This window comes from Polaromonas sp. P4_F9 (assembly GCF_056401235.1).
Map to the genome: position 1 here is coordinate 149,365 of NZ_JBFUJT010000011.1, position 21,477 is coordinate 170,841.

The 21,477-nt window shown below is 62.7% G+C and carries 19 protein-coding genes; 13 read left to right on the forward strand and 6 right to left on the reverse strand.

Annotation, left to right across the window (positions count from 1 at the left end):
* Positions 1 to 371: 371 nt before the first annotated feature.
* From purU to AC1DUB_RS12095, 7 genes are all read left to right on the forward strand, one after another.
* Positions 372 to 1,220 carry a formyltetrahydrofolate deformylase gene (gene purU, locus AC1DUB_RS12065; RefSeq protein WP_477729676.1) on the forward strand — a complete coding sequence of 283 codons (849 nt, stop codon included), beginning with the start codon at positions 372 to 374 and terminating at the stop codon, positions 1,218 to 1,220.
* A gap of 5 nt (positions 1,221 to 1,225) precedes the next feature.
* Positions 1,226 to 2,125 carry a LysR substrate-binding domain-containing protein gene (locus AC1DUB_RS12070; RefSeq protein WP_477729677.1) on the forward strand — a complete coding sequence of 300 codons (900 nt, stop codon included), beginning with the start codon at positions 1,226 to 1,228 and terminating at the stop codon, positions 2,123 to 2,125.
* A gap of 210 nt (positions 2,126 to 2,335) precedes the next feature.
* The gene (locus AC1DUB_RS12075) at positions 2,336 to 3,004 is read left to right on the forward strand and encodes a DUF2846 domain-containing protein (RefSeq protein WP_477729678.1); all 669 of its coding nucleotides are present in this window, start codon (positions 2,336 to 2,338) and stop codon (positions 3,002 to 3,004) included.
* A gap of 39 nt (positions 3,005 to 3,043) precedes the next feature.
* Positions 3,044 to 4,261 (forward strand): S1C family serine protease, encoded by a 1,218-nt coding sequence (locus AC1DUB_RS12080; RefSeq protein ID WP_477729679.1) that lies wholly within the window; start codon positions 3,044 to 3,046, stop codon positions 4,259 to 4,261.
* Between the two features lie 274 nt (positions 4,262 to 4,535).
* A complete protein-coding gene (locus AC1DUB_RS12085; RefSeq protein ID WP_477729680.1) occupies positions 4,536 to 6,038 on the forward strand; it encodes an FAD-linked oxidase C-terminal domain-containing protein in 1,503 nt (500 codons plus the stop codon).
* A 42-nt stretch (positions 6,039 to 6,080) separates the two neighbouring features.
* Positions 6,081 to 6,452 carry a CidA/LrgA family protein gene (locus tag AC1DUB_RS12090; protein ID WP_477729681.1) on the forward strand — a complete coding sequence of 124 codons (372 nt, stop codon included), beginning with the start codon at positions 6,081 to 6,083 and terminating at the stop codon, positions 6,450 to 6,452.
* Entirely contained in the window at positions 6,445 to 7,170 is a 726-nt protein-coding gene (locus tag AC1DUB_RS12095; protein ID WP_477729682.1) for an LrgB family protein, read from the forward strand. Before AC1DUB_RS12090 ends, AC1DUB_RS12095 begins: the two co-directional genes overlap by 8 nt.
* A 93-nt stretch (positions 7,171 to 7,263) precedes the next feature.
* Here AC1DUB_RS12095 and AC1DUB_RS12100 read toward each other — a convergent pair whose 3' ends face one another.
* Positions 7,264 to 7,815 (reverse strand): bactofilin family protein, encoded by a 552-nt coding sequence (locus AC1DUB_RS12100; RefSeq protein WP_477718894.1) that lies wholly within the window; start codon positions 7,813 to 7,815, stop codon positions 7,264 to 7,266.
* Between the two features lie 150 nt (positions 7,816 to 7,965).
* Positions 7,966 to 8,271, reverse strand: coding sequence for an RNA recognition motif domain-containing protein (locus AC1DUB_RS12105; protein ID WP_477729683.1), 306 nt, complete (start codon positions 8,269 to 8,271; stop codon positions 7,966 to 7,968).
* Positions 8,272 to 8,524: 253 nt separating this feature from the next.
* Here AC1DUB_RS12105 and AC1DUB_RS12110 point away from each other — a divergent pair, with 253 nt between their 5' ends.
* Positions 8,525 to 11,479: a bifunctional diguanylate cyclase/phosphodiesterase gene (locus AC1DUB_RS12110; RefSeq protein ID WP_477729684.1), complete on the forward strand. Its 2,955-nt coding sequence runs from the start codon at positions 8,525 to 8,527 to the stop codon at positions 11,477 to 11,479.
* Between the two features lie 179 nt (positions 11,480 to 11,658).
* The gene (locus AC1DUB_RS12115) at positions 11,659 to 12,027 is read left to right on the forward strand and encodes an SPW repeat protein (RefSeq protein ID WP_477729685.1); all 369 of its coding nucleotides are present in this window, start codon (positions 11,659 to 11,661) and stop codon (positions 12,025 to 12,027) included.
* Positions 12,028 to 12,212: 185 nt separating this feature from the next.
* Here AC1DUB_RS12115 and AC1DUB_RS12120 read toward each other — a convergent pair whose 3' ends face one another.
* The 4 genes from AC1DUB_RS12120 to AC1DUB_RS12135 form a co-directional block, all read right to left on the reverse strand.
* Positions 12,213 to 12,656, reverse strand: coding sequence for a host attachment protein (locus tag AC1DUB_RS12120; RefSeq protein ID WP_477729686.1), 444 nt, complete (start codon positions 12,654 to 12,656; stop codon positions 12,213 to 12,215).
* A gap of 182 nt (positions 12,657 to 12,838) precedes the next feature.
* Positions 12,839 to 13,324, reverse strand: coding sequence for an adenosine-specific kinase (locus AC1DUB_RS12125; protein WP_011481379.1), 486 nt, complete (start codon positions 13,322 to 13,324; stop codon positions 12,839 to 12,841).
* Between the two features lie 318 nt (positions 13,325 to 13,642).
* Positions 13,643 to 16,738: an L-glutamate gamma-semialdehyde dehydrogenase gene (locus AC1DUB_RS12130; RefSeq protein WP_477729687.1), complete on the reverse strand. Its 3,096-nt coding sequence runs from the start codon at positions 16,736 to 16,738 to the stop codon at positions 13,643 to 13,645.
* Between the two features lie 148 nt (positions 16,739 to 16,886).
* The gene (locus AC1DUB_RS12135; RefSeq protein ID WP_477729688.1) at positions 16,887 to 17,339 is read right to left on the reverse strand and encodes an Lrp/AsnC family transcriptional regulator; all 453 of its coding nucleotides are present in this window, start codon (positions 17,337 to 17,339) and stop codon (positions 16,887 to 16,889) included.
* Between the two features lie 185 nt (positions 17,340 to 17,524).
* Between AC1DUB_RS12135 and AC1DUB_RS12140 the strand changes: the two genes are divergently transcribed.
* From AC1DUB_RS12140 to AC1DUB_RS12155, 4 genes are all read left to right on the forward strand, one after another.
* Positions 17,525 to 18,607 (forward strand): ornithine cyclodeaminase, encoded by a 1,083-nt coding sequence (locus tag AC1DUB_RS12140; protein ID WP_477729694.1) that lies wholly within the window; start codon positions 17,525 to 17,527, stop codon positions 18,605 to 18,607.
* Positions 18,608 to 18,627: 20 nt separating this feature from the next.
* The gene (gene rocF / locus AC1DUB_RS12145; RefSeq protein ID WP_477729689.1) at positions 18,628 to 19,554 is read left to right on the forward strand and encodes an arginase; all 927 of its coding nucleotides are present in this window, start codon (positions 18,628 to 18,630) and stop codon (positions 19,552 to 19,554) included.
* An 87-nt stretch (positions 19,555 to 19,641) separates the two neighbouring features.
* Complete coding sequence (gene argH, locus AC1DUB_RS12150) at positions 19,642 to 21,036, forward strand: argininosuccinate lyase (protein ID WP_477729690.1); 1,395 nt, start codon at positions 19,642 to 19,644, stop codon at positions 21,034 to 21,036.
* A 73-nt stretch (positions 21,037 to 21,109) separates the two neighbouring features.
* The coding region (locus AC1DUB_RS12155; protein WP_477729691.1) for a transporter substrate-binding domain-containing protein at positions 21,110 to 21,477 on the forward strand (368 nt) is incomplete at its 3' end.

The window sequence follows — 21,477 nt, forward strand, 5'->3', positions numbered from 1 at the left end:
GTCACTGCGTGTACTGCGCTGCCCCCCGAGGGGGCCGCTGCGCCTGCGGTCTGGCAAAGCCAGTCCCGCGGCCCCTGCTGGGTTGGAGAGCTCCCACGCTCGCTCGCTGCGTGTAGCTTCCGTGGCCCTGCAGGCTGCGGCTCGCGGGACGCTTCGCCTCTGTCGTTTGTCCGAAGCTGCTCAAGCGCTTCTGAACCGCGGGCTCCATACTGACAAGCCATGCGCTCCTGCGTCGGGATGGAGAATGAGAGAGGGGAATAAGGGATGGGTAAAGGTGTAATCTTGCATCCGGCACTTTTGCGCCTCCCCGGCACCCGGGATTCCGGGCGGATCAGGCGAGCGGTGGCGGAGCCTGCGACAATTCATCCCCTATGAACCACGCATATATCCTGACCCTGTCCTGCCCGGACCGTAGGGGCATTGTTCACGCCGTTTCCGGTTTTTTGCTGCAGAACGGCGGCAACATTGAAGAAGCCGCCCAGTACAACGACCATGACACGGGCCTGTTTTTCATGCGGGTGCAATTTGCCTGTGACCAGCTGACGCACGAGGAGTTGTCGCAGCAGCTCAAGGGCTTTGCCGAGCCGTTCCAGATGAACTGGAAGCTGCACGCAACCACGCAGCCCATGCGCACGGTCATCATGGTCAGCAAGGAGGGCCATTGCCTGAATGACCTGCTGTTTCGCTGCAAGTCGGGCCTGCTGCCGCTGGACGTCCGCGCCATCGTGTCCAACCACCGGGAGTTCTACCAGCTGGCCGCCAGCTACAACATCCCTTTCCACCATTTCCCGGTGACCGTCGCGACCAAGACCCAGGTCGAAGACAAGCAGCTGGAAATCATCGAATCGGAGGGCGCCGAGCTGGTGGTGCTGGCGCGCTACATGCAGATCCTTTCCAACGACCTGTGCCGCAAACTGGCCGGCCGCGCGATCAATATCCATCACTCCTTCTTGCCGAGTTTCAAGGGCGCCAAGCCCTATTACCAGGCGCATGACCGCGGGGTGAAACTGATAGGCGCGACCGCCCACTATGTGACGGGCGACCTGGACGAAGGCCCGATCATCGAGCAGGACGTGGCGCGCGTGGACCATAGCAAGACCGTCGAACACCTGACAGCCATGGGCCGCGACACCGAAAGCCAGGTGCTGGCGCGCGCCGTCAAGTGGCACAGCGAGCACCGCGTGCTGCTCAATGGCCACAAGACCGTCATATTCAAGTAACCACCATGGCCGCGCCGGCGAGAATTCCACCCATTCAATGCCTGCTGACATTTGAAGCGCTGGCGCGGCTGCGCAGCGTGACCCAGGCGGCGGAGGAACTCTGCGTCACGCCCAGCGCCGTGAGTCACCGGGTCAAGCAGCTCGAGCAAATCATCGGCACCAAGCTGTTTGGCCGCGCCGATTTCTCCTTGACCACCGAAGGCAGTGAATACCTGGCGCATGTGCGCGAGGGCCTCGCCACACTGCAGAAGTTCCCGGGCACTGCGGGCCAAAACGGCACGCCCGGCAAACGCAAGCTGCGGCTGGCGGTCACGCCCACGTTTGCACGTTCCATTCTGATTCCGCGGTTGCGGCAATTTACCGAGGCCTATCCCGAGATTGACCTGACCTTGCAGGTATCCATTCCCCTGCTGGACGTGGTGGCCGAGGACGCCGACCTGATCGTGCGCTTCGGCACCGGGCGCTATGCCGACCTGGAACATGTGTGCCTGGCCAGTGACGACATCACCCCGCTGGCCTCGCCGGCCTTTGTACGCGAGCACGGGCCCTTTGAAACAGCCGAAGACCTGGAAGGCGAAAGCCTGCTGCGCTCCCCGCTGGAGCCCTGGCGCACCTGGTTTGCCGCCAACAACCTGGACTGGCCCGAGCCGCAAGACGGTTCCCAGTTCAATGACATCGGCCTCATGTGCGATGCGGCCGCGGCGGGCATGGGCATCGCGCTCGTCCGCCTCAAGCTGGGTGCGCCCTGGCTGGACAACGGCTCGCTGGTGCGCCTGGGCAATAACGCCGTCTTCGGCAGCAACATTGCGAGCCCGCACGCCCACTACCTGTGCTGGCGCACCGGCACCATGGACCGCTGGGAATGCACGGCATTTGCCGACTGGCTGCGCAAAAGCCTGGGCTAGGGCTTGTTAACGCTATTTCGCTATTTTTTCAAATGCGAATGGGTGATGAGGAGGGAGCCGCTTGGCCTTGCAAACGCCTTGGCGGGTTCGGCCCCGCCTGTGTTTTTGCCTTGCGCAAAGCCCACCCCAGGGCATGCTTCTTCCAGGCCATTCATCAGGCCGACTGAATGCTAGACTCGCGCGATTCCAACAACAAACCGGGGAGCATTGATGCAGATTTTTCGACTACTTGTCATTGCTGTAGCGATGTTTCTTACCGGTTGTGCGGCCACTGGCCCCCGATATGCCGAAGTCGAGGCCAGCTTCCCTACCCTGCGCTCGGGTTATGGACGCCTGGTGGTCTACCGCCCGGGCGGTCTCGGGGGGGCAGTCCAGCCGGACATCAAACTCAATGGAGAAGTTATCGGCAAGTCGCAACCCCAAGGTTTTTTCTTTGTTGACCGCACGGCAGGCAGATACACAGTCAGTGCTCGCACTGAAATCGAAACGACTCTGGACGCCGAACTGGTGGAAGGCAACACGACCTACGTGCAGACCAGCATCACGATGGGCCTCTTTGTGGGCCACCCCAGGCTGACCCTTCAAAGCGAAAGCACGGCAATACAACAACTACCTCACCTGGCTTATACCGGCGCAATTCCACTCGTGCCAGGCGCGCCGCGCGCCATTGCCGTGAACAACACCGCAGGGCGCAGCACCGATGAACGAACCCGCGCATCCGGCCCCGTGACGCTCGACGACCTGAGCGGCCTGCTGCCAAGCGCACCGCGCGCCAGTGCTGTGAACAACACCGCAGGGCGCAGCACCAATGAACGAACCCGCGCATCCGGCCCTGCGACGCTCGACGACCTGAGCGGCCTGCTGCCTCCCGCACGATAAACCGAACGCTCCATGAGGCGCACTGTGATATTTCAATTCATGCTTCGCGGCATAGGCCTGTTTCTTGTTGGCTGCAATGTCCTTGCGCAAAATGCAACACCGGGCGCGGAACAGCTCTTCGAGCGCCTGTCACCCAGTATTTGGGTCGTCAAGACCTTTGATGACGCGGGAAAGCCAATTGCTTCAGGCAGCGCGGTTGTCATTCGAGCCGGCTCGCTCATAACAAATTGCCATGTGCTGGCCAAGGCACGCAAGGTTTCGGTGACACGCGATAACGTCGCTTACGGTGCCACCCTGGAACACGCAGACGCCGCGCGCGACCTGTGCCAGCTCAAGGTGGCAAATTTCAACGCGCCGCCGGTCACCATAGCTCCTGCGGAAACGCCGAAAATCGGCTCCCGGGTCTATGCCATTGGAAATCCGCGCGGGCTGGAAATGACGATCAGCGATGGTCTTCTGTCTGGCATCCGTCGTACAGACAACGATGAGTTCGTCGCGCTGCAAATCACAGTACCCATTTCGCCTGGTTCCAGCGGCGGCGGCCTTTTCGACGCGCAAGGCCGTCTGATTGGCATCACCACCTTTGCCTTGCGCGATTCACAAAACCTGAATTTCGCCTTGCCGGCCACCTGGATTGCCGAAGTCCCTGCGCGCGCAGCGGCAGCGCTGGCCGCGCGCAGTGAACGCAAATCCGCCGCGACCACCCAGGCAAGAGATGCGCAAGTCTTCGAGTATCGGCTGCGCGATCGAACCACCGGATTGACGCAGAACATCAGGTACCGGCTGGACCGCATTGATGGAGACCAACTGATCTTCAACCAGGGAGGCCGGGTGGAGCGGGCCGGTGGCGAGGTTGTCACACTCGTCAGCGCCATTGCCGGGGAATATGAGTTGGCAATGCCGCCGGGCGGCTGGATAACCAAGACACCGGAGCGCGGGCAGACATGGCAGCTTCAGTACGAAACCCGGATACAAAACCAGCGAATCGGAATGAACGTCACGGCCCGCGCAACTGATGAGTCGACAATGCGCATTGGCGACCGAGAGTTTCGCATCATGCGGGTCGAGTTCACCGGGTTTACAGAACGGGGAAGTTTCGCCAGGACTTGGACTCACGCGGCATACACCGCCAATGCGTGGTACGCGCCTGAACTTGGCCGCGTAGTGCGATTTGATGCAAAAACGCGCGGCGGAAGCAGCACCGGTTTCTTTCTTGTCGACGAGGCTCTGGAACTATTCGACATCCGCAAGGAGTGACCGAGAGGCGAAGTGCGGCACATTGGCATGATGGGCCGCTGAAAAGGAAAAACCTTAGCCGAGTGGCTGAAAAAGTTGTCCAGCAAGCGTTTTCACCCTGGGCAACAAGTCTTTTATACCCCCAGCCCTTTGTTTTCTTGCGCGAACAGCTATCTAATTAATAGCAAATTCGTTTTCACAAAACACCCTCATTTTCTTCACGCCGCCAGCCCCGGCTTTGCATTAAAGTGCCTTCATCACCGGCGAGAACCGGTTTCATCCCCGAAGGCCACCCATGAACGCACACGCATCCAGCCCGCAGCAAGACTTGTCTGAACGTTCAGAACGGCAGTCACAGGTCGTTGGCGCGTTGCAGGCGGTGCTGCCCGCCCATGCGCTGCTGTGGAACACCGAGGACACAACGCCTTATGAGTGCGACGGCCTGACGGCCTACCGGCAGCGCCCGCTGGTGGTGGCCCTGCCCGAGACCTATGCCCAGGTGCAGGCCGTGCTGAAAGCCTGCCACAGTCTTGATGTTCCCGTGGTGGCGCGCGGCGCCGGCACGGGCCTGAGCGGCGGTGCCATGCCGCACCGGCTGGGCGTCACGCTGTCGCTGGCCAAATTCAACAAAATCCTGAAGCTTGACCCGGCCGGCCGCACCGCCGTCGTGCAGGGCGGCGTGCGCAACCTGGCGATTTCCGAGGCCGCGGCGCCTTACGGCCTCTACTACGCGCCCGACCCATCGAGCCAGATTGCCTGCACCATCGGCGGCAACGTCGCCGAGAATTCCGGCGGTGTGCACTGCCTCAAATACGGGCTCACCGTGCACAACGTGCTCAAGGTCAGGGGCTTCACCATCTCGGGGGAAGAAGTCGAATTTGGCAGTGATGCCCCGGATGCATCGGGCTACGACCTGCTGAGCCTCATCATCGGCAGCGAAGGCATGCTGGCCGTGACGACCGAAGTCACCGTCAAGCTCGTTCCCAAGCCGCAGCTGGCGCGCTGCATCATGGCCAGCTTTGACGACCTGCGCAAGGCCGGTGACGCAGTGGCGGCGGTCATTGCAGCCGGCATCATTCCAGCCGGGCTGGAGATGATGGACAAACCCATGACCGCTGCCGTCGAAGACTTTGTGCACGCCGGCTATGACCTGACGGCCGAGGCGATCTTGCTGTGCGAAAGCGATGGCACACCCGAGGAGGTCGAGGAAGAAATCGGCCGCATGAGCGAGGTGCTGCGCCGCTGCGGCGCCACCGCCATTGCCGTGAGCCAGAATGAAGCCGAGCGCCTGCGCTTCTGGAGCGGCCGCAAGAATGCCTTCCCCGCCTCGGGCCGCATCAGCCCCGACTACATGTGCATGGACTCCACCATTCCGCGCAAGCGCCTGGCCGACATCCTGCTGGCGATCCAGGACATGGAAAAGAAATACCAACTGCGCTGCGCCAACGTCTTTCATGCGGGCGACGGCAACCTGCATCCGCTGATCCTGTTTGACGCCAACGACCCGGACCAGCTGCACCGCTGCGAGTTGTTTGGCGCCGACATCCTGGAAACCAGCGTCGCCATGGGCGGCACCGTCACCGGTGAGCATGGCGTTGGCGTGGAGAAACTCAACTCCATGTGCGTGCAGTTTTCCGCGGAAGAGAACGAGCAGATGTTTGGCGTCAAGCGCGCCTTCGACGCCAGGGGCCTGCTCAATCCCGGCAAGGTGATCCCCACCCTGAACCGCTGCGCCGAATACGGAAAAATGCTGGTACGGGGCGGCCAGATCGCGCATCCGGACCTGCCGCGTTTCTGACAACCAGGCAACCAGGAAGAAGGAAGAGGAAGCGCACTGACCATGCAAGCCCTGCGCGGACTGGCCTGGCTGCTCGCACTTCAGTCCGTGGGTGAGCTGATGACGCGCGGATGGTCCCTGCCCTTTCCGGGGCCTGTCATTGGCATGATGCTGCTGCTCCTGGCGCTGCGGTGGAGCGTGGTGCGCGAGCCCGTTGCCGCATGCGCCGATTTTTTGCTGACACACCTTTCGTTACTCTTTGTACCCGTCGGCGTGGGTGTGATGACGCATCTTTCGCTGGTCAGCCAGTATGGCGTGCGCATGCTGGCAGTCGTTGTGCTGTCCACACTGGCCGGGCTGGTGGTGACTGTTTTGAGCCTGCATTTCCTGCAGGGCCGCACCGACCCCCTCGGCAAGGAGGACCCGGATGCCTAAGTTCGTGGAGTTGTGGGTCTATCTCTCGGCCACGCCGCTGTTCGGGCTGACCGCAACACTGGTGGTGTATGTGCTGTCCCAGGCAGCGTACGCACGCCTGGGACATGCGCCCTGGGCTAACCCGGTGCTGTGGACGGTGGTGTGCATAGCCAGTGGCCTGCTGCTCACTGGCGTGCCCTACCCCAGCTATTTCGCGGGCGCGCAATTCATCCATTTCCTGCTGGGTCCGGCCGTGGTGGCGCTGGCCTGGCCGCTTTGGCAGCGGCGCGAGGAACTGCGTCGACGCTGGTGGCGCTTGCTGCTCGCCGCCCTGGCAGGCGGCATGGCCGCGAGTGGCTCGGCGCTGCTGCTGGCGTGGGCCTTGAACCTGCCGGCGGACGTCGCGCTATCGCTGGTGCCAAAGTCCGTGACGGCACCCGTCGCCATGGGTATCGCTGAAAAAATAGGCGGCATTCCGGCGCTCGCTGCCGTGTTTGCCGTCATCACCGGCCTGGTAGGGGCGCTCGCCGGCAAGTACCTGTTCGATGCCTTGCGCATACCGACGAACCAGGCGGGATGGGCCGCACGCGGCTTTGCCCTGGGCACGGCGTCCCATGGCATTGGCGCGGCGCGCGCCCTGCAAGTCAACGCCGATGCCGGCGCCTACGCCGGCCTGGCGCTGGGCCTGCAAGTGGTGCTTGCCTCCCTGCTGATACCGCTGGCGTTCCGCTGGTTTTAGGCTTCGCGGGCAAGCTGCCGGCGCGGCTGTCCAGCCGCCCCCTCCGGGACGCCCCGAGGGTTCAGGCTGAATTTCCGCGCTTCTTTTCTCGTCTTATACCGCCTGCAAACCTGGCTTGGCCGCGGCCACCGGCTTGCTGCCCGAGGCACCGAACTGGATCTCACCCGAGAGCTGTCCGCCTTCTTCGACCACCAGCTTGCCATAGCGAATGGTGCCGGTAACCTTGCCGGTCGAATAGATCACCAGCTTCTGGCGCACCGTCAGGTTGCCATTGAATTCGCCGCGAATTTCAGCGACATCAATTTCGGCCGAGCCCTTGAAGGCGCCCTGCTCTGCAATCTGGATCACGCGCGAATCCATGGTCGCTTCGACCAGGCCTTCCACTACCAAGGTGTCGCAGTCGGTGATTTCCACGCCCTTGAGCTTGATATTGGGGCCGACCGTCAGCTTGCTGCCGCCTTCCTTGCTGGTGGAGGCGGCAGGATCATTCACAGGTTTGGCATTGCTTTGCTGATTGGCAGCCGCAGAAGCGGACTGCAATGTGCTGGAGCTTCCTGCGGCTCCATAACCGGGTGCACCATGACGCAAATTGGGGGACGTGGTAGACGTCTCATTTTCTCGTTTGCCAAAAAACGGTGTTGCCATGTGTCTTCCTTGAAAAAGTACGCATGGTACGTCTGCAGAAAATAAAAAGATCCGCCCTTGTGCAAGAGAGGTAACCAAATTAATTTTTGCAGGATGCTGCTGTAGCGCACCCGCTATGGCATTCGAGGCGCGCGCGCGCCGGCTCTTCAACTAGAAGTTGCCGGAGTCAGCCCACTGGGATGAGGGACCGAAGTCTTCCTGCGAGTCCGGCGAGACCAGATCAACCACGAAGACCACTTCGCCGCCGAACTTTCCCACGCCCAGCGTCTTCATCAGGGCCTGTTCTTTTTCGGGGGAATCGAGGCGCAGAAAGCAGATGGCCTGCTGCTTGCCTTCATGCATGGCCGTCAGGATGTCCAGCCTTTCGACACGCCCAAATCTTGAGCACAAGGCGTGGAGAGCAGGTTTCAGTGTGGCAACATCAGGGCATTGCTGCAAATCCTGCATGGAATTCATGATGCATCTCTCCCTGTACTTTCTACCGGCAGCCCGGGTCTACAAAAAAGCCTGGCTTTAAATATACTCGGCACAATGCTAACGCCATGTGACACTTAACACAAGAATCCAACATATTCCTGAGGCAGCTCCCCTATGGAACGTACAACGTCGCTGGAACCTAATAGTGCACTGAGTCAGGTCATGTCGGCAATGGTTTTTTCAAGGCCCATCATGCACCGCTTATGCACCCACTGACTGGAGCGAACGCCTTGTGACATCCAACCCGCCCGCCATCCCCCATAGCGCAGCAGAGGCCGGAGCGTCTGGCGTCAGCGTTACGCCTCTCTCCGAACCTGACTTTGACGGGCTGGTGCAGCTGGCCGCGAAATTGTGCGAAACCCGTGCGGCCGCCCTGCAACTGGTGAACGAAGAGACGCCCCCGTCCTCATGGTCGGTGGGCCTTCCAGAGGTAGAGGTGGCGGCCGGCCTGACCAATTTTTACGCCCGGGTTCTGCGGCCTGGCGGGAAGCCCCTGACGATTCCCGACGCCGCAGCGGACCCAGAGCTGTCCCGCCACCCGATGGTGGCCGGCCCGCCAGGCCTGCGCTTTTTCGCGGCCATCCCCCTCGTTGCAGCCGATGGCACGCCATTGGGGGTGCTGGCCGTCATGGACCCGGCTGTCCGCACGGGCCGGGATGCGGACCTGAGCGCCCTCGACATCCTGAGTCGGCAGGTGGTGGCGCAACTGGAGCTGAGGCGCCAGCACCGGCTCCTGGCGGACCATAGCGCCGAGCAGCAACAGCAAAGCCAGAGGCGCCTGCACATCGCCATGCGCACCGCCCAGATGAGCAGCTGGTCGATGGACCTCGCAGACGGCCGCCTGACCTTGTCCCCCGAGTTCGCCGCCATGCTCGGCAACGGCGCGGCCGTGCCAGGCACGCTCGAGGAGCTGCTGCGCCACTGCGCCCCAGAATCGCGCGCCAGGCTCCGCCAGGTCATCACGGAATGCGCGCGTAATGCGACGCCCTTCGACGAGGAAGCCCAGTTGCTGACCGCGCAGGACGGGCGCCGGTGGGTGCGGATGATTGGCGAAGTAGTCCGCCGCGCCAACGGAACGGTCGCCCGAATCCAGGGCGCCTTGCAGGACATCAACGCCCGTAAACAGGCGCAGGAGGAAACCCTGCGCCTGGCCATGCGCCTGACTACGACGCTGGCCAGCATCACCGAGGCTTTTGTCACACTGGACCGCGAGGGCCGCTTCACCTACCTCAACCAGGAGAGCGAGCGGTTGCTACAGCGCTCGACCGCCGAATTGCTGGGCCAGGAAATCTGGCAGGATTTCGGCGAGGAGGTGAGCGGCCGCCTGCGCCAGCACATCCAGCAGGCGCTGGCCAGGAATCGCCAGGTGGAGTTCGAGGATTTCTACCCGCCGCTCGGCAAATGGCTGGAAGTGCGCGCCTATCCGTTTGCCGAAGGCCTGGCAGTCTACTTTCGCGATGTCAGCGAGCGGCGCAATTCCCAGGAGCAGTTGATGCTGCTGGAAACCGGCATCGCGCGGCTGAACGACATTGTGGTCATCGTCGAGGCGTCGCCGCGCCATGGGTCGGGGCCGCAGATCGTCTTTGTCAATGACGCCTTCGAGCGGCACACCGGCTATACGCGCGAGGAGGTGCTGAGCCGGATGCCGGGCATGCTGCAGGGGCCCGAGACGCGGGAGGACGAGCTTGCCCGCATCTTCGGCGCGCTGCGGCAATGGAAACAGGCGCGCGGCGAACTGATGATCTACCGCAAGGATGGCGGGTCGTTCTGGGTGGACCTGGAGATCGTGTCGGTGGCGGCCAAAACCGGCGAGCTGACCCACTGGGTTGCCGTAGGCCGCGACATCACCCAGCGCAAGGCGGCCGACGAGAAGATCCATCATCTCGCCTTCTACGACCCCCTGACGGAGTTGCCCAACCGCCAGTTGCTGTTGGACCGGCTTGAACAGGCGCTGGAAGACTGCGCCCTTACCCGGCAGGAAGGCGTGCTGATGTTCATCGACCTGGACAACTTCAAGATCCTCAACGACACCCTGGGTCACTCCAAGGGCGACCTGCTGCTGCAGAAGGTGGCCGTACGCCTGAAGGGCTGCGTGCGCAAGCTCGACACCGTGGCGCGCCTGGGTGGCGACGAGTTCGTGGTGATGCTGCAGGACCTGGGCACGCACCCCGAAACTGCGACCCGCAAAGCCCAGATCGTCGCCGAAAAAGTGCTGGCCACCCTGCGAGAACCGTACGACCTCGCCGGCTATCAGCATTACAGCACCTCCAGCATCGGCGTGACCCCCTTCAACATGCTGCAGGGCAGCGTCAGCGAACTGCTCAAGCAGGCCGATCTGGCGATGTACCAGGCCAAGACCATGGGCCGCAACACGGTCTGCTTTTTCGATCCGGACATGCAGGCTTCCGTCAGCGCCAACGCCGCCCTGAGCACCGACCTGCGCGCGGGCCTGCGAGAGCACCAGTTCCTGGTCCACTACCAGCCGCAGGTCGACCGCGAGCAGCGCATCACCGGCGTGGAAGCCTTGCTGCGCTGGAGGCATCCGCAACGCGGCATGGTGAGCCCCGCGGACTTCATTCCGGTGGCCGAAGAAACGGGCCTGATACTGCCGCTGGGTCAATGGGTGCTGGAGCAAGCCTGCCTGCAGCTGGCGGCCTGGCAGAAACGGCCTGAAACGGCAGGCCTGAGCATTGCCGTCAACGTCAGCGTGCGGCAGTTCCGCCACCCCGACTTCGTGGACATGGTGATGGCCGCGATCAAACAGACCGGCATCCGGCCCCACAACCTCAAGCTCGAACTGACGGAGAGCCTGCTGGCCGACCGCATGGAAATCGCCATCGCCAAGATGGGCACGCTCAAGGCGCTGGGCGTGACCCTGGCGCTGGACGACTTCGGCATGGGCTACTCCTCGCTGTCCTACCTCAAGCGGCTGCCGCTGGACCAACTGAAAATCGACAAGAGCTTCATTGCGGACGTCTTCAGCGACCCGAACGACGCCGCCATCTGCAGCGCCATCATTTCACTGGCGCAGAGCCTGGGGCTCGATGTGATTGCCGAAGGCGTCGAGACCGAGGCGCAGCGCAGCTTTCTGGCCGAGCAGGGTTGCGGCTACTACCAGGGCTACCTGTTCTGCCCGCCGCTCCCCATTGCCGAGTTCGAGGCCTTCATGCGGAGCGCGGCAACCTGACCCTATGCGCCATGCCGCCGCACGGCAGGGCTGATACCGGTCCCTACGCTCACCGTCTCACTACGTTCTCGGGGAACGGACTGCAACGCAACGTCAGCCGCGGACTCGGCCGCCTTTTGTTGCTTATTTTTACAGTAGTTCTAAACTGAAGATTCCCAAGCTTTGATGTGGAGGTTGTCATGGATACCCTCAACCGTTGGCAGGACAGACTGGAAATCGCCGCCGGTCTCTGGCTGTGCATTTCGCCCTGGGCGCTGGGCTTGCCGGTGGCGGCGGCCTGGTGCGCTGTGGTGGTCGGCATTGGCATCATCCTTCTGGCCTCTGAAGACCTTTTTCTAACAACCCAGATTGATGACTGGGGCAATGCCCTGCTGGGCATCGGGCTGATGATTTCGCCGTGGGTCTGGGGTTATGCGAATCATCAAAACGCCGTGATCAACGCGCTGGCCATCGGCTTGCTGGTCACCGCGATGTCGCTGTGGGCGCTGGAACGCGTTGTCTACGGCAAATTCAAGGAGTGGAGAGCGCACCATCCCGCCCACAGCTGAGTGACCTTGCGCCGGAGCGGCCGAAGACTTCATCGTTGGCCTGCTCGTCGGCCACATCCATGGTGCTGCCGTCCAGGCTGGCCACGCGCCATCGGCTCTCCTGTCATGGAAAGTGACTGGATACCCCAGAATGGACGTTAACCGACGTGTATTGGGGTTAGAGGTGCGGCGGGATCATCCGCCGGTCAAAGATAGATGCAGGACTCCAGATGTCCGGCGAGTTCTTTTTCGCTGGCCTTGGTGTAATCCTTTTCGAAGCGGTCGCTGACCAGGTTGGCGGTGTGGCCGTCCAGCTTGTCGTTGAGCAGGCCCATGAAAGAGGGCGGGGCGATAAGGATGGCGCGCTCGAACTGGTTGGTGCTGCGCCCATGGTTGAGCTCGCGCGCCAGCTCCTGAGCGAAATGCTGCGCGGCGTTGCGCTTGGGGTCGGTCTGGGGCTGGCAGGCACCGTGGCCGTTGCCAATGCCCGGCATGTGTCCGGGGCGGTCGGTGACCAGATCGGCGTTTTTTTGCCGGCTCTCCGGGTGTTCGGTCTCCTTCAGAATCTTGAGTCCTTTCTTGATGCCGTGGTTGGCATAGATTTTGGCGGTGCTTGCGTTGGCGACCAAGATCCAGGTGGTGTTGGGCATATGCATGCTCCTTTGAAGTAAACGGGCAACCAGTCATGTTGCCCTCTTACGTTAGTCGCCGGCGCCGCCGAATGCAAGCGGGCTGACAAATCAACCCCATTCCCATTGTTCGAACGACGCCGCCGAAGCCGGTAGTCCGGCAATGATTTATCGGCTCCCGTCCAGCCCCGACGGCTCTTCAATCAAAGCTTGTAGCCGATTTGCCGCAACAGATTCTTGCGCCAGCTGATGTCGTCCTCGTCCTCGACCCCTTTGGTCGGAAAACCGTCCACCACGCCCAGGACACCGCGTCCCTGCTCCGTCTCCGCAAGAATCACTTCAGTTGGATTGGCTGTTGCGCAGAAAATGCGGCATACCTCCGGAACCATTTTGACGGTGTTCAACACGTTCAGCGGGTAGAAGCCTTCCCCCAGGAAAATGATGAAGCAATGGCCCGCAGCAAGGGTCTTCGCATTGTTCCGGGCAAGTTCGACCATGGCGGGGTCGGTGCCCGACCATCGCACCAGGCATTTGCCGGAGGCTTCGCAAAAGGCCAGGCCAAACTTGATGCCCGGCACGGCGCCCACCAGCGCTTCGTGGAGGTCCTCGACGGACTTGATGAAGTGGGTCTGCCCCAGAATGAAGTTGGTCGCTTCCGGCTTGTCGATTTTCACAGTGATGAGTTGCATATCGAACGCCTCCTTCCCGGCTTGACCTGCCCGGGCGGTGAGGTGGCACAACATGCTTAACTGCCGATATCTCTAACGCACAGGAAATTCAGCCACCTGAGTGCAAGTATCGTGGCCGTCGGCCCATCCGGCAAGCGCCGATTCCCGTGTTCGAAACCTGGTTTGCGCGAGACCCGCAGCCCGAACGGGGGTTCAGGCTCTGGGGTCATTGAGATTGGCGCAATCTGCCCGCGACCGGAGCAGCTTCATCCCAAGGCGAACTTTTAGCCACTCTTAGCAAGTCTTAGCCACTCTTCACCTCACCCGTTGATGGCTCGCTCACCCCGCCAGCAAAGCTGCATTTCCACCTGCCGCCGTGGTGTTGACAGTCACGGTCTGCTCCGCGCAAAAACGGTACAGGTAGTGCGGTCCGCCGGCTTTCGGGCCGGTGCCGCTGAGGCCTTCGCCGCCAAAGGGCTGCACACCCACCACCGCGCCAATCATGTTGCGGTTGACATAGATGTTGCCCACATGCGCGCCAGCGGCCAGGGCCTGCGCGCGCGAGTCGATGCGGGTCTGGAGGCCCAGCGTGAGGCCGTAGCCGAGGGCGTTGATCTGTTCGATCACGGCTTCCGGGCTTTTCAGTTCGCCGCTGCCCCAGCGCACGATCTGCAGCACCGGGCCGAAGATTTCGTCCTTGACCTCGGCCAGGCTGTTGACCTCAAACGCCGCAGGCGTGATGCTGTTCGCCATCAAATCGGGAGTGTCCCCTCCATTGTCCTTGCGCGCCACCAGCACTTTTGAGCTGGAACCCAGGCGCGTCAGGTGCCGCTGGATGTTGTCGAAGGCTTCACGGTCAATCACCGGGCCGACGTCGGTGGCCAGCTCGGCCGGGTTGCCCACCACCAGTTCCTGCGCCGCGCCCTCGATCATTTCAATCACGCCGTCGGCAATGCCTTCGTGCACGCACAGCAGGCGCAGCGCCGAGCAGCGCTGGCCAGCCGAGCGAAACGCGCTTTGCACCACCGCATCGGCCACCTGCTCGGGCAACGCGGTGCTGTCGACCAGCATGGCGTTGATGCCGCCGGTCTCGGCGATCAGCGGCACGATGGGACCATCTTTGGCGGCCAGTGCCCGGTTGATGATTTTGGCGACCTGGGTGGAGCCGGTGAACACCACGCCCGCCACCTGCGGTGCGGCCACCAGCGCGGCGCCCACGGTTTCGCCTGGGCCGTGCAGCAGCTGCAACGCGCCTTCGGGAACACCAGCCGCATGCAGCAGTTTCACCGCCTCCCAGGCCACGCCCGGCGTTTGCTCGGCGGGCTTGGCCAGCACGGCGTTGCCGGTGGCCAGCGCGGCAGCGACCTGGCCGGCAAAAATCGCCAGCGGGAAATTCCAGGGGCTGATGCAGACCCAGGCGCCGCGCGCCGTCAGCCGCAGTTCATTGGTCTCGCCGGTCGGCCCCGGCAGGGCAACGGGCGCCATGATGCGCTCGGCTTCATTGGCGTAGTAACGCAGGAAATCCACCGCCTCGCGCACCTCGGACACGGCGTCGCCCCAGGTTTTGAACGCTTCCTTTACCAGCAGCGCGCAGAACTTCGGCATCTGCTGCTGCAGCGCATCGGCGGCGTGGCGCAGGATGGCGGCGCGTTCGGCCACCTCCATCTTGCTCCATTTTTGATAGCTGCTTACTCCCGTAGCGACTGCACTGGCAGCCAGCCTGGCATCGAATTCCGGCACTTTGGGAACCTGCACAGCTTCAAAGGCGGCGAACAACGGCGCGCGCATGCTCTCCACCGTCAAGTCCAGCCCCGCGCTGTTTTTCCGGCTCGGGCCATACAGGGCGAGAGGCATCGGCAAGGAAGGCTCCGGCTCCAGCCGCAGCGGCGAGATCAGCAACTCGCCCATGCCCACCGACTCGTCAGCCAGCTGGTGCACAAAGGAGGAATTGGCGCCGTTTTCCAGCAGGCGGCGCACCAGGTAGGCCAGCAGGTCGCGGTGCGCACCGACGGGCGCGTAGACGCGGCAGCTGATCAGCGGGTTCTTCAGCACTTCGCGGTACACACCCTCGCCCATGCCGTGCAGGCGCTGCAGCTCGAATTGCGCCCCCACGCTTGTCACTGCGTGTGCTGCGCTGCCCCCCGAGGGGGCTAATTTTCCTTGGGGCGGCCCGGCGGAAAATTGCCCGGCCTTCGCGTTCGCCGAATTTTGGGTTCGAGCCGCCATTTGCAAAATCGCGGCAATCGTGGCGGCATTGTGGGTGGCGAACTGCGGGTAGATCGCGTCGGGCGCGTCCAGCAGCGCGCGGGCGCAGGCCAGGTAGCTGACATCGGTGTGGTGCTTGTGAGTGAACACCGGGTAGTGCGGCAGGCCCTGCTCCTGGGCTCGCTTGATTTCCGAATCCCAGTAGGCGCCCTTGACCAGGCGGCACATCAGGCGCAATTTGTATTTGCGGCCAATGGCGGCAATGTGTTCAATCAGCTCCAGCGCGCGCGTCTGGTAGGCCTGCATGGCCAGGCCAAAGCCCTGCCACTGCGGATGATGATGCGCCACCCGCGCGGCGAGCGCTTCGAACACGGCGAGCGACAGCTCCAGCCGGTCGACTTCTTCGGCGTCGATCGTGAGGTTGATGTTGGCCTGGGCCGACAACTCGCACAGGCCCCAGACACGCGGCACCAGTTCCGCCAGCACGCGCTCGCGCTGGGCGTCTTCGTAGCGCGGGTGCAGCGCGCTGAGCTTGATGGAAATCCCGTCGTTTTTCTCACAGGCGCCCGATTTACGAGCGTTGGCAGCGATTGATTTGATGGCTTGCGTGTAGCTGTCGAGGTAGCGCAGCGCGTCGGCGTCGGTGCGCGCGCCCTCGCCCAGCATGTCATAGCTGAAGCGCAGGTTGGCAATTTTCTTGCGGGCGCCATCGGCCTCGGCCATGGCATCGCCAATGGTCTGCCCCAGCACAAACTGGCGGCCCAGCAGCTGCACCGCCCGCAAGGTGGCGGCCACGACCGTGCGCGCACCGAGCTTGCCCATGAGGCCGGGCTCCGCATCCCCGCGCCCTGCGCCTGCCTGCGAATGCGGCAAAAACTTCTTGGACAAGGCAATCGCGGTGGACGACAGGCGTGCCAGCGTCGAGTCGCCCGCCCCTTCAAAGTCGGCGCGGCCCAGCTGGTCGGCCGTGAGGGCGATCGCGGTCTCGGCATCGGGCACGCGCAGCAGCGCCTCGGCCAGGCGCATCAGAGCCAGCCCTTCGGCGCTGGAGATCGGGTATTCCTTGAGCAAACTCTCCATGGCCCAGAACGGCGGCGGGTTCTCGCGCACGGCCTGCACCCAGGGGCGGGCGGCTTGTGCCGCGGCGGGCCAGTCCAGCACCCCGCTCAAGGCGTCCAGACGATGGGAGACGATGTCGGCCTCGGGCCGATAGGGAAAGGGTAAACGCATGGAAACCTCGAAATATTTGCTAGATACTCAATGTTGAATCGTTTTTTGATTAATTTTTCACTGTATTTTTAACGATATGATGAATAAATCAAACCCCCGAAGCCCAAGCAGGTGAAGCATGCACCGTTGGCGCCAAGATGTCCCGGCGTCAGGTCGGCAGGCTGCTTTGCGACTTGATTTCTTCCATGCAAATCATCGATCGCACCCCGGAAACACCTGGCACCTGCATCAGGCGGTCCGTCAGGAACAGGGACAGGCTTTTCAGGTCCGCCGCCACCACCTTGAGCAAGTAGTCAAAGTCGCCGGAGATGGTGTGGCATTCGACGATTTCTGAAAAAGCCATCACATTGCGCTCGACCTCGCGCACATTGCGAAACTGCTCGCGGTCCAGCGACAGGCTCACAAAGGCCGTGACCTCCAGCCCGAGGGCCGCAGGCGACACCAGGGCGGCATAGCGGCGGATCACGCCTTTCTCTTCCAGCGTACGCACGCGCCGCAGGGTTTGCGGTGCCGACAGGTGAATGCGCTCGGCCAGCTCCACATTGCTCATCCGGCCGTCGTCCTGCAGCCATTTCAGAATATTTCTATCGTAGGCATCCATCAATCACTCCGGAATGGTAATTTTGATTTTTATGAAATTTTATTTCTTAAATGATCATAAACACGCATCAATAGGAAATCAAATTTCCAGCCATCCGACCTAAGATTGTGTATCGCCACCCGCCAGGCGGGCCCTGTGCAAAAGGTTCCGCAGCCGGGTGGTTTGCCTAACAAAGAAAGAAAATGATGGTTGCTTTTATTGGTACGAATGATTTGCAGGAGCACCTGGCGACAACCCGCCCCGAAGGTGCCATCGGCGAATTGGTGCGCATGATTGGCGAGGATTTCCAGCGCTGGCCGCAGTTCGACAAGACGGCCCGCGTGGCCAGCCACTCGCCGATCGGCGTGATCGAGCTGATGCCGATTTCCGATGGCCGCCAGTACGCCTTCAAATACGTCAACGGCCACCCGCAAAACACCCGCGACGGCCTGCTGACCGTCACGGCGTTTGGCGTGCTGTCGGATGTGGACACCGGCTACCCGCGCATCCTGTCTGAACTGACGCTGACCACGGCGCTGCGCACGGCCGCCACCTCGGTGCTGGCCGCCCAGCACCTGGCCCGGCCCGACAGCCGCTGCATGGCCCTGATCGGCAACGGCGCGCAAAGCGAGTTCCAGGCCATCGGCTTTCACTGCCTCATGGGCATCGAAGAACTGAGGGTCTATGACGTGGATCCGCAAGCCACCGACAAGCTGGTCCGCAACCTGCTCGCCTACCCCAGGCTGCGCATCTACCGCGCCAGCTCGACCGCCGACGCGGTCCGCGGCGCGGACATCGTGACCACCGTGACGGCCGACAAAACCAACGCCCTGATCCTGACGCCCGGGATGATAGAGCCCGGCATGCATATCAATGCCGTGGGAGGCGACTGCCCGGGCAAGACCGAGTTGCACGCCGACATTCTTTACGCCGCGAAAGTGGTGGTGGAGTACGAACCCCAGTCACGCATCGAAGGCGAGTTGCAGCAAATGCCGCCGGACTTTGCGGTGACCGAGCTGTGGCAGGTGCTGAACGGGCAGGCGACCGTGCGCACCGATGCCGCCCAGGTCACGGTCTTTGACTCGGTGGGCTTTGCGCTCGAAGACTTCTCCGCCATGCGTTACCTGGAAAAACATGTGCTGAAAGACACCTCACGGGTGCTCGACCTGATCCCCGAACTGATGGACCCGAAAGACCTCTATGGCATGGGCATGGCCCGTACCACCGCGCCCGCACCGACCCCCGTTACCGCAGGCACCCCGAACCGCAGCACTGCGGCGGCCTGCTGATCGAATCGCAGAAACCCATTGTGAAAACCATCCACCTGATCGGTGCACCCACCGATATTGGCGCCAGTGTGCGCGGCGCGGGCCTGGGGCCCGACGCCCTGCGGGTCGCCGGCCTGCCGCAGGCGCTGCGCGATCGCCAGTTGCACGTCATTGACAGCGGCAACCTGGCCGGCCCCGCCAACCCCTGGGAGCCACCACGCGACGGCTTTCGCCACCTGCCTGAAGTGATTGCCTGGAACCAGTCCATCTACACCGCCGTGAACGACACGCTGACGGCCGGCCAGCTGCCGGTGCTGCTGGGCGGCGACCACTGCCTGGCCATCGGCTCCATCAGCGCCGTGGCACGCCACTGCAAGGCCACCGGCAAGCAGCTGCGCGTGCTGTGGTTTGACGCCCACGCAGACACCAACACCGCCCACATCACGCCCAGCGGCAACATCCACGGCATGCCTGTGGCCTGCCTGCTGGGCCACGGGCCCGAAGCGCTCACCCACCTGGGCGGCGAGGTCGCCCTGCAGGCCCGCGACCTGCGCCAGATCGGCGTGCGCAGCGTCGATGCCGAAGAGCGCGCCTTTGTCACCGAACTGGGGTTTGAAGTTTTTGACATGCGCTACATCGACGAATTTGGCATGCGCGCCACGATGGAGCGGGCGCTCGAGGGCGTGGACAGCAACACCCACCTGCACGTCAGCTTTGACATGGACTGCATGGATCCGGAGATTGCGCCCGGCGTCGGCACCGCCGTGCGCGGCGGGCCCACCTACCGCGAGACCCAGCTGTGCATGGAAATGATTGCCGACACCGGCTACCTCGGCTCAGTCGATCTGGTCGAGTTGAACCCGGCGCTCGACGTGAGGAACCAGACCGCCGAACTGGCGGTGGACCTGATCGAGAGCCTGTTCGGCAAGTCCACCCTGATGCGGCAGACGCCCGCCGCCGGGCTCTGACATAACTCAAGGACCCGGGCGACACATCAACCCACACACAAAGAACAAACAGAGAACAAACCGAGAAAAAGAGGAGACAAAAGCGACATGTTTGCAGAAGCAAAAACCGAGGCCTGGTCCGGGCGCTTTGCAGCGCCTATGGACGAGCTGCTGACCGACTACCAGCAATGCCTGGACATCGACATCCGCCTGGCCGGCGTGGACATTGACGGCTCCCTGGCTCATGCCGAAATGCTGGCCAGCATCGGCGTGCTGTCCGGGCAAGACCTGGCCGACATCCAGCGCGGCATGGCCAGTATCCGCCAGGAAATCAGGGAAGGCGTGTTCCCCTGGGCCAAGGACCGTGAAGACGTGCACATGAACATCGAGCACCGCCTGACGCAGCTGATCGGCGATGCCGGCAAGCGGCTTCACACCGCGCGCTCACGCAACGACCAGGTGGCCACCGACCTGCGCCTGTACACCCGCCAGGAACTCGATGGCCTGTGCGACGAGCTCAAGGAACTGGTCACCGTGGCGCTGGACCTGGCCCGCACGCATGCCGCCACCATCATGCCGGGCTGCACCCATCTACAGATTGCGCAGCCGGTGACGTTTGGCCACCACCTCATGGCCTATGTCGAAATGTTCCTGCGCGACATCCAGCGCGTGCGCCAGGCGCGTGAGCGCCTGAACGAGCTGCCATTGGGCGCGGCCGCGCTGGCCGGTACCTCCTTCCCGATTGACCGCCATTTCGTCGCCGGGCGGCTGGGCTTTGCCGGGGTCTGCCGGAACTCGCTGGATGCGGTGTCGGACCGGGATTTCGTGATTGACGCCTGCAGTGCCGGCGCGCAGATCATGATGCATTTGTCGCGGCTGTCGGAAGAGCTGGTGTTCTGGTCCAACCCGCTGATCGGTTTCATCGAAATCGGCGACCGTTTCTGCACGGGCTCGTCCATCATGCCGCAGAAGAAAAACCCCGACATTCCGGAGCTGGCGCGCGGCAAGGCCGGCCGGGTGTTCGGCAACCTGGCCAGCGTGCTGGCCGTGATGAAATCCCAGCCCCTGGCCTACAACAAGGACAACCAGGAGTCCAAGCAGCCGCTGGTCGACACGCTCGACACCGTGCGCAGTTCGGTCCGGGTGTTCAGCCGCCTGCTGCCTTCGCTGGGCGTCAACCAGGAGCGCATGCGCGCGGCCGCCAGCGCCGGGTTTTCGACCGCGACCGACCTGGCCGACTACCTGGTCCGCCGGGGATTGCCTTTTCGCGAAGCGCATGAAGTGGTGGCGCTGACGGTTCGCCGCTGCATCGAATCCGGCAAGGACTTGAGCCAGCTGACCCTCGAGGAATTGCGCCAGTTTTCCCCCGTCATCGAGGCCGACGTCTTCCAGTCGGTGACGCTGGAGGGTTCGGTGCTGGCCAGAAATCATGTCGGAGGAACTGCACCTGCTGCAGTCACCAGCGCCATTGAGAGTGCCCGGCAACGGGTAGCAGCGGCCTGACCGGCCGCCGCATGCGGTTTTTAGTTTTTCATCCCACGTTGACATTATTTATATTTATTCACCGGAGAATTTCATGAGCTTGAAACGTCTAGCCAGTCTTGCCTTCACCACCCTTGCGCTGTTTGCCTCAGGCCTCAGCAGCGCCCAAAGCCAGGAACTGGTAGTCGGCTCCAGCGCCACCTACCGGCCGTTCGCCTACGAAAGCCCGAGCAAGGAGATCGTCGGCTACGACGTGGACATGATCAAGGCCATCGCCCAGAAGGCGGGCCTCAAAATCAAGATCGTCAACACCCCCTGGAGCGGCATCTTCGCGGCGCTGAACAACGGCGACCTCGACCTCGTGATCTCCGGCGTCACCATCAACGACAAGCGCAAACAGTCGTACGACTTCACCAGCCCCTACTTCGAGGCGCGCCAGCTCATTGCCGTGCACAGCAACAG

Coding starts and splice junctions, on each gene's coding strand:
- purU (WP_477729676.1), top strand. CDS start 372: ATGAACCACGCATATATCCTGACCCTGTCCTGCCCGGACCGTAGGGGC.
- AC1DUB_RS12070 (WP_477729677.1), top strand. CDS start 1,226: ATGGCCGCGCCGGCGAGAATTCCACCCATTCAATGCCTGCTGACATTT.
- AC1DUB_RS12075 (WP_477729678.1), top strand. CDS start 2,336: ATGCAGATTTTTCGACTACTTGTCATTGCTGTAGCGATGTTTCTTACC.
- AC1DUB_RS12080 (WP_477729679.1), top strand. CDS start 3,044: ATGCTTCGCGGCATAGGCCTGTTTCTTGTTGGCTGCAATGTCCTTGCG.
- AC1DUB_RS12085 (WP_477729680.1), top strand. CDS start 4,536: ATGAACGCACACGCATCCAGCCCGCAGCAAGACTTGTCTGAACGTTCA.
- AC1DUB_RS12090 (WP_477729681.1), top strand. CDS start 6,081: ATGCAAGCCCTGCGCGGACTGGCCTGGCTGCTCGCACTTCAGTCCGTG.
- AC1DUB_RS12095 (WP_477729682.1), top strand. CDS start 6,445: ATGCCTAAGTTCGTGGAGTTGTGGGTCTATCTCTCGGCCACGCCGCTG.
- AC1DUB_RS12100 (WP_477718894.1), bottom strand. CDS start 7,815: ATGGCAACACCGTTTTTTGGCAAACGAGAAAATGAGACGTCTACCACG.
- AC1DUB_RS12105 (WP_477729683.1), bottom strand. CDS start 8,271: ATGAATTCCATGCAGGATTTGCAGCAATGCCCTGATGTTGCCACACTG.
- AC1DUB_RS12115 (WP_477729685.1), top strand. CDS start 11,659: ATGGATACCCTCAACCGTTGGCAGGACAGACTGGAAATCGCCGCCGGT.
- AC1DUB_RS12120 (WP_477729686.1), bottom strand. CDS start 12,656: ATGCCCAACACCACCTGGATCTTGGTCGCCAACGCAAGCACCGCCAAA.
- AC1DUB_RS12125 (WP_011481379.1), bottom strand. CDS start 13,324: ATGCAACTCATCACTGTGAAAATCGACAAGCCGGAAGCGACCAACTTC.
- AC1DUB_RS12130 (WP_477729687.1), bottom strand. CDS start 16,738: ATGCGTTTACCCTTTCCCTATCGGCCCGAGGCCGACATCGTCTCCCAT.
- AC1DUB_RS12135 (WP_477729688.1), bottom strand. CDS start 17,339: ATGGATGCCTACGATAGAAATATTCTGAAATGGCTGCAGGACGACGGC.
- AC1DUB_RS12140 (WP_477729694.1), top strand. CDS start 17,525: ATGGTTGCTTTTATTGGTACGAATGATTTGCAGGAGCACCTGGCGACA.
- argH (WP_477729690.1), top strand. CDS start 19,642: ATGTTTGCAGAAGCAAAAACCGAGGCCTGGTCCGGGCGCTTTGCAGCG.